General features: G+C 40.7%; 10 protein-coding genes and 1 pseudogene. 2 read left to right on the top strand and 9 right to left on the bottom strand.

Annotation, left to right across the window (positions count from 1 at the left end):
• Nucleotides 1–82: 82 nt before the first annotated feature.
• The 9 genes from JN11_RS22830 to JN11_RS22795 form a co-directional block, all read right to left on the bottom strand.
• Entirely contained in the window at nt 83–955 is an 873-nt protein-coding gene (locus tag JN11_RS22830) for an AraC family transcriptional regulator (RefSeq protein WP_144916460.1), read from the bottom strand.
• A gap of 255 nt (nt 956–1,210) precedes the next feature.
• On the bottom strand, nt 1,211–1,333 hold the full coding sequence (locus JN11_RS24890; RefSeq protein WP_262713305.1) for a YciI family protein: 123 nt from the start codon (nt 1,331–1,333) through the stop codon (nt 1,211–1,213).
• 47 nt (nt 1,334–1,380) lie between these two features.
• Nucleotides 1,381–2,535: a type II secretion system F family protein gene (locus JN11_RS22825; RefSeq protein WP_144916458.1), complete on the bottom strand. Its 1,155-nt coding sequence runs from the start codon at nt 2,533–2,535 to the stop codon at nt 1,381–1,383.
• Complete coding sequence (locus JN11_RS22820) at nt 2,522–3,028, bottom strand: PulJ/GspJ family protein (protein WP_144916457.1); 507 nt, start codon at nt 3,026–3,028, stop codon at nt 2,522–2,524. Before JN11_RS22820 ends, JN11_RS22825 begins: the two co-directional genes overlap by 14 nt.
• Nucleotides 3,028–3,378: a hypothetical protein gene (locus JN11_RS22815; protein WP_144916455.1), complete on the bottom strand. Its 351-nt coding sequence runs from the start codon at nt 3,376–3,378 to the stop codon at nt 3,028–3,030. Before JN11_RS22815 ends, JN11_RS22820 begins: the two co-directional genes overlap by 1 nt.
• Nucleotides 3,360–4,625, bottom strand: coding sequence for a hypothetical protein (locus JN11_RS22810; protein WP_144916454.1), 1,266 nt, complete (start codon nt 4,623–4,625; stop codon nt 3,360–3,362). Before JN11_RS22810 ends, JN11_RS22815 begins: the two co-directional genes overlap by 19 nt.
• Nucleotides 4,626–4,637: 12 nt before the next feature.
• Nucleotides 4,638–5,114, bottom strand: coding sequence for a toxin-antitoxin system YwqK family antitoxin (locus tag JN11_RS22805; RefSeq protein ID WP_144916452.1), 477 nt, complete (start codon nt 5,112–5,114; stop codon nt 4,638–4,640).
• Nucleotides 5,111–5,617, bottom strand: coding sequence for a hypothetical protein (locus JN11_RS22800; protein WP_144916451.1), 507 nt, complete (start codon nt 5,615–5,617; stop codon nt 5,111–5,113). Before JN11_RS22800 ends, JN11_RS22805 begins: the two co-directional genes overlap by 4 nt.
• 11 nt (nt 5,618–5,628) lie before the next feature.
• Nucleotides 5,629–6,588 (bottom strand): fibronectin type III domain-containing protein, encoded by a 960-nt coding sequence (locus JN11_RS22795; protein ID WP_144916449.1) that lies wholly within the window; start codon nt 6,586–6,588, stop codon nt 5,629–5,631.
• A 511-nt stretch (nt 6,589–7,099) separates the two neighbouring features.
• On the opposite strand from JN11_RS22795, the gene JN11_RS22790 reads away from it, so the two are divergent.
• Both JN11_RS22790 and JN11_RS22785 read left to right on the top strand, forming a co-directional pair.
• On the top strand, nt 7,100–11,122 hold the full coding sequence (locus JN11_RS22790; RefSeq protein ID WP_144916447.1) for a SpvB/TcaC N-terminal domain-containing protein: 4,023 nt from the start codon (nt 7,100–7,102) through the stop codon (nt 11,120–11,122).
• Nucleotides 11,123–11,252: 130 nt separating this feature from the next.
• A pseudogene (locus JN11_RS22785) lies at nt 11,253–12,299 on the top strand (hypothetical protein); the annotation flags it as partial.

Raw genomic sequence — 12,299 nt, 5'->3', positions numbered from 1 at the left:
GACTTTTTTAAGGATTGATGGTCGATAAACATAATGTTCATCACATACTTTATCATCATCTTGAATGCTACGCAGTACAGACTTAAACAATTGTTTGAGTCGCTTTTCTGTAAACTGAAGGGGGCTGATGATAGGTTTCTTTGAAAATTTTATAAAAATGTGCCAGGTTTGTAAGTCCGCAATCAATACAAATAAGTTTTATGGGCACATTAGTAATGGAAAGCTGCTGGGCAGCATAATTCATTCTTAATTCGGTAATCAATTCAGTAAGTGTTTTGTTGAACACCCTTTTTACTGTCCTGTTTACATGATCAATATTCTTTTCACATAAATTGGCAAAACCATTTTGACCTGCCTTAAACAGTTCAGGAGAAGTAAACTCCTGCAAAGCTTTGTTCAGCCAGGAAGGGATTTGCTGGTTGTCAACTTTCACATTATCATATAAGCTAATAAAACGAAATATGCTTAATAACAGGCTATCGACATAAAGATTGGATTTCTGACACTTCCAATAACCTTCAGCCCTTTTTGAAATTTGATTGATTGTAGTTAAGTCCAGTAGTTTTTGGAAAGGTAGTTTGTCGTTTGTCCAAAAATACAATTTGGAATCTGGAAAATATCTTGCTCTTAAGTGTGCCAGCGTCTCTAATGAGAAAGCCAGATTCATAATGGTGATCCCATGTTTGTCAGATGTAAAAGTGTGCTTATCATCCGGACGGATCATCACCAGATGCCCTGGTTGTAAAAGCACTTTCTGGTCATTAATGAGGTGATAGCCTTTACCCTTTTCCACCCAAAAAATTTCTGCATAATCATGACTGTGCAGCGATAGGTCCTCTCTGGTATGTATGGTGACCCTGGCAATATGAAATGCATCATTCTCATGAATGAAATTTCCAAGCAAAAATTTTTGAACGTTTTTTTCAACAGGTGTTTTAAAAACATGGTTTGTCATAAATTTCAATTAAGGAAATTCAATAATTCAGAATAACTTGAACAATACAAATATATCGTCGTTTTTGATTGTCAAAACGATATTTCTTATGCTAATATCCTCTTTTTTTATGGCAAAGCGACAATATGTGAAATTTCATAATTCTGGAAATTGTTAAATGAAAAGGCAATTAAATTTGCAGTACACACCGAAGGCGGTGTTCTTAAGTTGCGTATTAAATTGCAATTTAAACCACTCTCATTAATAGCTGGTTGCCTATTTGGGGTAAACAAAGTTAGTTTGCTCTTCTTTTACTTTTATTGGCCTTACTTCAATCGTTGCTGATACTACGTATTCAAATTCAGGATTACTTTTTGCAATAGCTACCGCTTCATCCATATCTTTTGCTACGATATGATAATAACCAACCTTAACCTCTTTTCTTTTTACTGAAAACTATTGCTCATTTGGAACAGCGGCAGATACATGGCTATCAAAATAATACCCACAATCAATCCCAAAAAAATGATAATGAGTGGCTCCATCATACTGCTTAAGGTAGAAGTTTTGAATTCCACCTCTTCAATATATTGATCGGAGATGATGCCAAAGAAGTAATCCAATTGATTGGTTTCTTCACCTACTTTAACCAGCTGGATCATTTTGGAGGGGTAAATCTTAAATTGTTGTAAACTTTCATGCAGGGATTTGCCTTTCATAATATCATCTTCCACTTTTTGGAGAGAAGATTCAATAGGGTAATAGCTGATCATTTGCCTGATTAGGGCTATGGCGCGCAACAAAGGTAGTTTGGCGTTGATCAACAGCCGCATGGAATTACAAAAACGGGCCAGGTAGATCTTTTGTACCAGGTTGCCGATAAGTGGTGTGCTTAATAAAAACTGTGAGAATATCCGCCTGAATTGTTCTGTTTTCCGGGTAAACAATATGAAGCCAATGATAAGTATTAGCAAGATTACAAACCTCCAGAAATTATGTTCCATTGCGTTGGATACGCCGATGATTTTTTCAGTTATCCAGGGTAGTTGACCTCCAAAGCGCCTGAAGACATCGCCAAACATAGGCACCACAAATTTGAGCATAAAAAATACAGCTCCTAATGAAGAGCAGAGTACTACACAAGGGTAGGTAAGTGCCGATACAATTTTGCGTCGCTGTTTGATTTTATTTTGGTAAAAGGTAGCCAGATCCTGCAAAACTTCAATCAGCTTGCCGGTTTCTTCACCAATTTGCAAACTGTAAACTTCGTATAAAGAAAACTTGCCTGTTTGCCGTAAAGCTTGTGAAAAAGTAGTGCCGCTTAAAACAGCTTCCTCAATGGTTTTATAAAGCTGTCTGTCTTTTTCCTTTTCTAATGCTGCTATAATCAGTTCAAAACTACTTTTTAAATTAATGCCGGCCTGTAATAGCGAACTGAGTTCCAGATAGAGCGATTCTTTCTTTTTGTCATTCAGTTCCTTGCTGCCAAAGCTGATATCTTTGTTCAATAAAGCCATTAAACCACCCTCATTGTTTGTTTGAGAGGCCTTTGTGGTTTTTTTCTTTTTTTGTTCGTATCTGCTCAGGTCAATGGATGGCATTTGGATTTCGTTGAATAAGGTTTGCAGCACTATATCGTTTGCCGTAATGATAAGGAATTTTTTCGTTCTGAAACAATAAGGTAAAGCTCAGTTCGTCAATGCGGTTTTGTTCTTCTGTTTCCTGCACTTCGATTATCGGAACGTGCTCAAACGACGTTTGCATATCCTGAATTTGAACATTAAAGGTATCGGTTTTCAGCGCTTCGCGAACAATGAAAGTGGGGCTAATGCTGTATTTTATGGAGTACTGAGTGTTTTTTAAAATAATACCTTCATTGTCTTTAGTAACAATCTCTGCTCTATCAAAATCTCTTGCTAATACGTGATCCAGGCTAACTAATTCCTGCATACTATCATTTTTTACAACGAAGGAGCGGTAAGATTTAACAAGAATCCCATAGGAAGTATAAGCAAGGCCAATTAATATTGCTGTAATAAGCATAGTAATGGCTACTTCCAGTAGGGTAAAGGCTTTAACGTTATGCTTATTCATCAGTAAATTGCTTTTTCCATTTCGGCTATTTTTTGCTGATTTTGATCATATGCCGTTAAGTGGATATCCGTTAATGCATTGTTGCCCAAATAAGGTTTTATTTCTTGTTCAATCCTGAAATCATCTACTTGAAAAGTTTGTGTGGTTTTAATACTGTCACGTTCCGCATTGATCATGGCTTCCTGTAATAAAGCCTGTGCACGGATTTTTTTGGCAGATAATGACAGCCGCAAAACATTGGTATAGATCATCATAGCAATACCGAACACAATGACGATAACCACCATGGAAACGATGACTTCCATTAGGGTGGAGGCCTTTACCTTGTTATTTAATTTGCTTCCAGCCATTGTAAAACTTTCTTCTTTTTACTGGCAACCGGCAGTAAATCTCCGCTAAGGTAATAAGGCGAGAGTGCTTTCGAATTGATAGTGGTATTGATCAGGTAATTTTCAAATAACGTAAATGCGTTACGGTAGTAAAACAGGCTTGTAAAAACACTGCCGTCCACTTCGGTACTATCCTTTAATTCCAATATGCCCTGTGAGTATACCTGACCAATTATCTGCGTATGTTTCCCAATGGAAATGGATGGCTTCAATTGATTCTGCGCTTTTTCGTAGTTAAAAATAATACCACTAAAATAATCTCCCGGACCTAAAGTAATCTTTTCCTGAGTAGTGGATACTGCCGATTGATAGCGTAATACGCCCAGGCAGGAAGGATAATCAAAATGGCAACGCGCCCCCACAAAAATAGAATCGGTAGCAAAGAGCTGGCAATTGCCATGAAAGCCGCTTTTTATGGTGATGGATTTAGCAAAGATTAAAATGTTATGCAGTTCTGCTGTACTGTCAATAACGATGGAAGTATCCGATCGTAAAATGATATTGTCTTTTAGTTTGATGTTGCTGATTGTCTGCGCTTGCTTTTTAAAATTGAAAACTTGTGTGGCTAAAAGAAAGGATTGCTGGAGGGAGTCTGCCTTAGGCAGGGTTCGTACAATTGTTGAATCTTTATTAAAGAAACTTTGTAATAGTGTTAATCGGTTACTATTAAGTACCGGTAATGTTTTTGCGCTAGTATGCTTTGTGCCAATAATCAGGCGCTTATCGCCGCTGTAAGCTTTATTATCGATATAGGCTTCCTGCACTCCTGCTTTAGGAATATAGGCATCGCCCCTTATAGTGGTTTTTCCGCTTAAAGAAAAAGGCCGGTCTTCATCCACTAAGTAGATGGCTGCCCATTTTGTAGAATCGATGGTGTTGGCGATGGAGAAAGTTTGGTACAGGGTATCTTTTTGTATGATAGCTTTTGCCACACCGATATTGTATATCCCCCAGTTTAACTTTTTGAGGGATACGGAATCCGCGTCGCCGCCAAAAAGACTAAATGTTTTTTCCGTAGTGAAGGAAGTATCTTCTCCCGCAAGTAAAATGTTAACGCCAGATTGGAGGTTGCTTTCCAGCCTGCTATAGCGGAATTTCTTTTGGTATTCGAACTTATAATAATAAGCCGCTACGATGAGAGAAGAACAGATCAGCCCTATGACCAGCGCAATGATGATAACAATATAAAGGGCTGACGCCTTCAGCATGGTTTAATCCGGTTATTTGCTTGCTTTATTAACAATGGCCACTGTGCTATCGGTATGTACTTTTTTGTGCTTGAAAAATGGTAATTTTTTCCAGATAGGAACCTCTTTTTCTATTACGACTTTCCCGTTTTTCCACAGTATATCTTCTTTTAAGGTGCCGTCTTCGTTCCAGCTTTTCCAGTTACCGTTTTTTAATCCCTTTTTAAAAGTGCCCTGTTGTTTGAGGCTTTTGCTTAGATAATATTCGTTATAGTAGCCATCCAGCAGCTTGCCACTATATCCTCCCTGGGTTGAGTGAATGCCACCGGCATAATACCAAAAATAAAACAGGTCTGCTTTGGGCGAGGTAACCTCGGTCACTTCGTTCACTTCAGCAACGATGGTTTTGTCGGTTGCAGTGATGCGAACCTTAGTGCTCATCTCGGGCATGGTTTGTGCACAGGCATAGCCCGAAATTAATAATAATATGGCTAGTAATCGTTTCTTCATAAAGTACTTGTGCTCATTGGTATAAATTTCACTTTGCCGCTATAGCTGATCTTGATTGAATCCCGCAGGTTTTTGAGCAACTTTACCTGGTCTTTGGTCTGTCCTTCCACAAACATTTCATTTTTACCATTAATGCTAACCATAGCCACCAGTTTTTTGGTTGCTGGGTTACGAATATAGCCTGCATAGCGGATAAACCCCCAATTAAATGCCGGTTTTGCTGGGACCGGGATCATATTTCTAGATAGGATCTTTTTTACAGGCAATTCAGCGGTGTCTTTTAGTTTAATTAAGCTAAAAGGGTCTCTATAGTTCAACAACAGATGTGTAGTATCTTTTACTATAGTCTCATCATTATAGGGTTCTTTTTTTTGTGGCGCATTACTTACTGTAGTAGCATCATCGTTATTATCCGCGGCAGCATTAAACACACGGTAAATAATCATCCCCCATACCACTAACACAGCAAGCCCTAAAACGTAAGTGAGTTTTTTGTTTTTCATGCCCCTTGGGATTATTGCAAAACAAAATTATTCAGGGTGCTTGCAGCACTTTCGTTACCGGCGGCATCAAAGGCGGTTACCTTCCAGTAAACTTTGCTGCCGGAAGTCCCAAGATTAAAACTATAGGAGGTAGTAGTTACCTGAACAGGGAAGCTGCTGTTATACAAAGTGACAGAATCACTCTGAAAAATGTATACTTTATATTTTACCGCAGTTGCTGAAGCATTCCATTGCAGAGAAACCGGCAGACTTACCGTTGCGGCGTTGGCTGGAGAGATCAGAGTTGGCGCAGCAGGTGGTATATTATCAAACGTTACAATATTAATGGCCGACCACTGTGATTGCGCCGTATCATTTTCTGCCCTTACACGCCATTGATACGCCTGGTTTTTGGGAAATGTGAAATTAACCTGCTGGCCTGAATATGCCTGGTTTAGCACCAGGGAATTGGCATTCGCAAAATTATTGGTGTCAATTTCCAAACGGTATTGTGTGGCTCCGTAAAGGCTTCCCCATTGAAACGTTGTACTGCTTTGATTGGTGAGGGAATTGTTTGCAGGAGCATTTAATAGTACTGTTTGCTGCGTAATAGATGACAAAGCAATGGTAAAACTCTTGGGAGTAGAATAAGCTGTTTGCGAACTGCCATTCTCGGCCATTACGCGCCATTGGTAATTACCGGGACTCATGGTAAATGAAAATTTATTTGCAGCGATAACGGTATCAAGGATCAGGTTTCCGGGAGCTGCAAAAGTGGGGGTTACCACCTGTAAATGATAAGTTAATGCATGGTTCACGGGGTCCCACCAGAAATTAATATTGTAGTTGGTACTGACATATTGATTTGCAGGTGCTTCAGGGTTAACAATGCTTTTGCTGATGGATGGTTCAATGATATCATCGCAAGAAGATAGCAAGTTAATGCCAGCAAATAGAATTGGAAGCAGATAAAGTAAAGGCCTTAGTTTCATTGCGGGCTAAAGTACAAAATCTTTGATATTTTAAACATGGAGATGGAATTAATAAAAATAAACTATACTTCATCGGCTGTAAAATATATGAAGTCAGCCTGGGTATTGATTTGATAATTCTTGGAAAAGCAAAGCGGAACCCTCCTAAAAGAATATCTATTGAATAATTAAAAAAATACAAATATATGTTTTTTATTGTATAAGATAAAAAACATATATTAGAAAACTTTAAAACTAATCACAATTAGAATAAAAAAATATGAATATCGCAATCTTATCCAATAATATTTACGATTACGGCAAGTTCTTGTCAGATAGCTCAGAAATCAAAGTATTAATCAAATCTTAATATCAATTTTTATCGCACATATCAAGTGCTGATATAATAACATTGCTTCATGTTTCCTTTCAAAGGTTTGAAGTGGTGAATTATGTCATTATTGGTTTGAATTGATATCACACCTGATCTTTAATCATCACATTTAAATTAAAAAGGTTGCCTTATATTTTCATGAAAAAAGCACTTTTAACATTAGTTTCTTTATTAATAATAGTTCAATTTCCGTTTTCCGCATTTGCTCAGGTGGACCCATCCCTGGAAAGCCTCAGAAACTATGTACCACCCTCACCGAATGCATCAAGCCTTGGCCGCTATGCCGAGTGGCCGGTGAGCCTCTATACCGGCCTGCCCAACATCAGCATACCAATTTACCAGTTAAAAGGAAGAAGTTTAACAGTTCCCATAGATATCTCTTACCATGCAGCAGGTAACAGAGTAGGCGACGTGGCTTCTAATGTCGGACTTGGCTGGTCTTTAAACGCAGGAGGTGTAATAACCCGAACGGTTAGGGGGCTTCCTGATGAATTTTCTTACTTCGCTTACGCGAGCTTTTACACCAATCAAAATGACTTTACCTCGGCAACGACGCCTTCAGACTATTACCAAAAACATCAGGCAGACGTTGCCAATCTGAACGGAGACAGTGAACAGGATATTTATACAATTAACGCGATGGGTAGATCTTACCGGTTGCTATTGAAAGCCGATGGGTCTGTAAGTACCATGCCGGCAAGTAACATACAGGTTTACTATTCGAGCCCTAACTATTGGACTGTAATACTGGAAGACGGCACCAGGTTGTTATTCGGCAATGGTAATAATTTTACTGAGACCAACACAATAACTTACGGTAATACTGTCGGTGGATTACAATTTCCAACAGCCTGGTATCTTAACACTATTACTTCTCCGGTTGGTGAAAAAGTAAATTTTACCTATTCGTATAGTAATCTTATTACCCAGGATACGCATATTACTCAAAGCGATTGGACACAATATAAAACAGGTGATAATTATGGGAATACCACAGAATCATGCGGGCTTTTGTCTAACGGCGGAATGGCTACCCATCTTCAAAATCAGCAGTTGTTCATGCTTTCTGTTGCCACTATAGAATCTGATTTAACAAAAGTTACATTCATTCCGAGTACAACCGGGAGACTTGATCTCAACGGTGCATTTGCACTTTCGGAGATTCAGGTTTTTTCTAAACTATTAAACAAACAGATTGATGATTATTTGTTCAATTACACTTATACGCAGGCCGCCGCAATGCCAGGCAATGAATTGCCAGGCCCCACGTCGGATACTTCCTACGTGCACCAGCGGTTAAAACTCATGAGCCTTAAGCGCCAGGCGCTCAATAATTCAGCTTATATGTTATGGTCATTTCAATATAACCCGTTGCATTTACCTTCCAGACGATCTTACGCTCAGGATCATATGGGTTTTTATAATGGCGCCATTTCAAATACTAGTTTTTTGCCGCCCCTATACTTTGCGCTGCCTCAGTCAAATTATTGGCCTGCCTCTTTTCAGTATAATAGCGGATTCACGCCATCTAACAATCATGACCCCGGAGCAGTAAAGGGATTCAACGGTAAATATATGCAGGCCGAAATGCTAACCCAAATCACTTACCCAACAGGTGGTTATACGCAATTTAACTATGAGCCTAATAGCATTCCGGTTAGTGCCGAGCAGTTTACAACCGGCGTGGCAAATATCGTACTGAACGTAACTCCCAGCCAGCCTATCAGCACGCAAAGTTCCACCTTTACCATTACCAAGCCGCAATATGTAATGTTAAACTTTTCCAGCATTATTAGTGCAACAGTAGTGGCCGACCAGTCGAGTGTGCTGACCTATGCAGTGATATTGGATTCAAGCGGGAATACCGTTGCCCAATTTACTTTGGGGCCTGTGGCCGAAAATGGCAGCTCCGGCGGTTACAATGGCAACGCAAGCAGCTATTTTAACCTGCTGGCCGCCGGAACCTATACGCTTAAGGTATGGACCAATGCTTCGGCTACAGACTTTTCCAACACCCCGGACTATGTAGACATGAACGCTTACCTAACCTACAGCCAGTCATTGGGCCAGCAAAGCTTTAACCAAATGGTGGGTGGTTTGCGGGTTAAGAGCATTCTCAATTACGATGGCGTGAATCCCCAGCCAATAAATGACCGTTATTTTAATTATAGTGAAGGATTTGTAATTAATCCCGTTGATTCCCTAAACGACTATATGACAACTCAACAAAGTATCATTAAGAATATTTGGACTGATCCAGAATTAGAAGTTACTTACACTCAGTTTTGCCAGTTTACAAAAGTTACCAGAAACAGTTCTACAAAATATTCATTAGGATCAATACAGGGGGGCGTTATTGGTTATGGGGCGGTTACTACCCTGTATGGGCCTAACGGTGAAAATGGCAAAACTATATCTCAGTTTAGTAACGCACCGGATATCGGAACATCAACTGCCAAGCTCTTTCCCTATCCGCCAACAGATCCGCGGGAATGGCGGCGTGGCCTGTTGTTATACCAGACCGATTTTAATGCAATCCAAAAGGTTAAGATGAGCAGCAATACTTACTCGTTTAACCCTGTAACAAACGTTACTAACTTTGCTGCCGGATTTGCCACCATTTATACAAATGGAAGTGGTTCTGATGGCACTTCCGCCTGTCAAAACCAATATGGATGGTGCGGTATCACTGCAATACCATTCAATATTTCTTCTGAACAGGTTCTCCATAATAGCTCAACCGAAACGACTTACAATACGCTTGGCACCGATTCTGTTTCAACCACTACCAATTTCTATTATGACGATGCTGCCAATATGCAGCCGGTAAGGACGGTAAGCATTAACAGCAAAGGCGACACGGTAATCAACTATAACCGCACCGCCCTGGAAGAAGCCGCCATTAACAGCAGCATCCCGCTATCGGCAAACGCCGTTACGGCCATTGATACCATGCTGGCGCGCAATATGGTAGGCGTACCGGTCGAATCTGAAAAATATGTAAGGGGCTTGCTTACCGATAAAATGCTGATCAATTATCAACTGATTAACAATTTTGTGCTGCCGCAGGAAATTAAGAGCCAGGCAGCAAGCAACCCGATACAAAGCCGGTTGCTGCTGAATAATTACGATACCTATGGCAACCTGCTTGACCAGCAGAAAACCACAGGGCCAGTGAATGATTATATTTGGGATTATGTATCCAGCTATCCCATAGCTTCGGTGGTGAATGGTGGCCAGGCCGACATTGCCTATACCAGCTTTGAATCTAACGGCACAGGGAACTGGACCATCCCTTCGACAGTGAGGGACAGTATTACCGCTGCCTTAACGGGATATAAATCGTATAATTTATCAAACGGGGCAATAAGCCGCCCGGGTTTAACGGCGGCCACTACTTATATCATCTCTTACTGGACCCTAAATACATCGCCTTATTCCATTACCGGCACCATTTCCGGTTACCCTATACAGGGGGCGACCATTAATGGCTGGACCTACTATGAGCATCGGGTTACCGGGATAACGTCCGTTACACTTAGCGGTTCTGGTAATATTGATGAGTTGCGTTTATATCCTGTAAACGCCCAGATGACAACTTATACGTATGATCCATTAGTTGGGGCGACAAGTATGACAGATGCAAAGAATGAGACTACCTATTACGAGTATGACGGATTGTTACGTTTGCGTAATATAAAGGATCAATATGGCAACATCATCAAAAGCTACTGTTACAACTATGCCGGGCAGGCTTACGGGTGCAATATTGGAGGGATAAATTCCGCACCACCTTATGTACAAATGACGGTAACCTCAGCAGGTACTACAACGGATATTGATGGTAACACGCAAGCGAATAATATCTACACTTTTAAATCTTTTTCAGATGCAGCGGGTACGATTCCTTATACCTTGTCAACAGCAATAACGGTTAATTACCAGATCAATACGACAACTACCTATGATGCCAGTGGAGAGGTTATTCCCACCAGTACTCCAATGACTATTACGATACCAGCAGGTGCCAATCAGTCAAGTACCAATTCCATAATGGTGAACGGCTGTACCGGAACATCGGCAAAAGGTAGTTGTTCTACCTCAACAGTAGTTTTATCAACCGGAATGGCATATCTATTACTAAGTAATAGTAATGATTAAAAGCAAAGCAAATATAAAGTGGTTGGTATAGGTGTTCTGCATTGCCACTTTATATTTAAGTTAAAATAAATCGCTATTATTAAGAGAATCAAAATACAACAACATCTGCTAACCGGCTTATCACAAATAAATGAATAAGATCAAGTTATTAATTATAACGGTGTCAGTATTGCTGTCACTTCAGGGCCTCAGCCAGGTACCTGCTATATCATACGGCAACAATACCTTCTCCTTTACAACGGGCTTGCCCGTTGGCCCAATCTTTCCAACCAATACGGGTGGTGCACCCTATGCCTATGGCCAGACGCTTACCTTTGTAGGCAGCACAACGGGAACTCAGGGATATGCCAACGGTACCGGATCGGGTGCTGAGTTTTTCCGGCCCTTCAGCCTGCTTCCGGATCAGTTAGGAAATTTTTATTTGTCAGATGGTGGCAATAACAGGATCCGATTCATCAGTGCTGGGGGCGTGGTGACCACGCTAGCTACTAATGTTGGTACTAGCACGGAACTGAATTATCCTACAGGCTTGTCAAAGGATGTCAGCGGGAATCTGTATGTGGCTGAGAATTACGGCAACAGCATATCCATGGTTACCGCTTCAGGAGTAGTAAGCCGACTAGCTGGTAATGGCACTAAAGGATACGTTGATGGCCCTGCTGCTAATGCAGAATTTAATTTCCCCATTGGTACAGCAGTAGATGCTTCAGGAAATGTATATGTGAGCGATTGGGGTAACCATGTGATCCGAAAAATTACGCCATCAGGAACAGTAAGTACGTTTGCAGGAAATGGTACAGCAGGCTATGTAAATGGCGCAAGTACCACAGCGGAGTTTGATCATCCATCGGGACTGATCTTTGATTCGGCGGGTAATCTATATGTGGCAGATGAATATAACCAGGTAATCCGCAAGATCACGCCAGCCGGGGTCGTGAGTACCCTATCTGGAAGCGGTAATGAAGGTTATCTGAACGGAACATCAGCTAATGCGGATTTTTTCTTTCCGGCGGATGTTGCTCTTGATGGAGCAGGAAACTTTTATGTAGCCGAGTATGGTAACCGGGATATCCGGAAGATCGGCACGGACGGAACGGTGAGTCTCCTTGCCGGGACACCCAGAACAGCAGGCTTAACAGACGGAGTGGGTGCAGCGGCCAGTTTTAACATAATAGAG

It is taken from the genome of Mucilaginibacter frigoritolerans (assembly GCF_007830615.1).
In the GTDB taxonomy this organism is placed as follows: domain Bacteria; phylum Bacteroidota; class Bacteroidia; order Sphingobacteriales; family Sphingobacteriaceae; genus Mucilaginibacter; species Mucilaginibacter frigoritolerans.
Note: the sequence above shows the minus strand (reverse complement) of the source record. Positions and strands in the feature narration are given on the sequence as shown.

Excerpts from the sequence above, each read along its gene's own strand:
- JN11_RS22830 (WP_144916460.1), bottom strand. The coding sequence starts at position 955 with ATGACAAACCATGTTTTTAAAACACCTGTTGAAAAAAACGTTCAAAAA.
- JN11_RS24890 (WP_262713305.1), bottom strand. The coding sequence starts at position 1,333 with ATGGATGAAGCGGTAGCTATTGCAAAAAGTAATCCTGAATTTGAATAC.
- JN11_RS22825 (WP_144916458.1), bottom strand. The coding sequence starts at position 2,535 with ATGCCATCCATTGACCTGAGCAGATACGAACAAAAAAAGAAAAAAACC.
- JN11_RS22820 (WP_144916457.1), bottom strand. The coding sequence starts at position 3,028 with ATGAATAAGCATAACGTTAAAGCCTTTACCCTACTGGAAGTAGCCATT.
- JN11_RS22815 (WP_144916455.1), bottom strand. The coding sequence starts at position 3,378 with ATGGCTGGAAGCAAATTAAATAACAAGGTAAAGGCCTCCACCCTAATG.
- JN11_RS22810 (WP_144916454.1), bottom strand. The coding sequence starts at position 4,625 with ATGCTGAAGGCGTCAGCCCTTTATATTGTTATCATCATTGCGCTGGTC.
- JN11_RS22805 (WP_144916452.1), bottom strand. The coding sequence starts at position 5,114 with ATGAAGAAACGATTACTAGCCATATTATTATTAATTTCGGGCTATGCC.
- JN11_RS22800 (WP_144916451.1), bottom strand. The coding sequence starts at position 5,617 with ATGAAAAACAAAAAACTCACTTACGTTTTAGGGCTTGCTGTGTTAGTG.
- JN11_RS22795 (WP_144916449.1), bottom strand. The coding sequence starts at position 6,588 with ATGAAACTAAGGCCTTTACTTTATCTGCTTCCAATTCTATTTGCTGGC.
- JN11_RS22790 (WP_144916447.1), top strand. The coding sequence starts at position 7,100 with ATGAAAAAAGCACTTTTAACATTAGTTTCTTTATTAATAATAGTTCAA.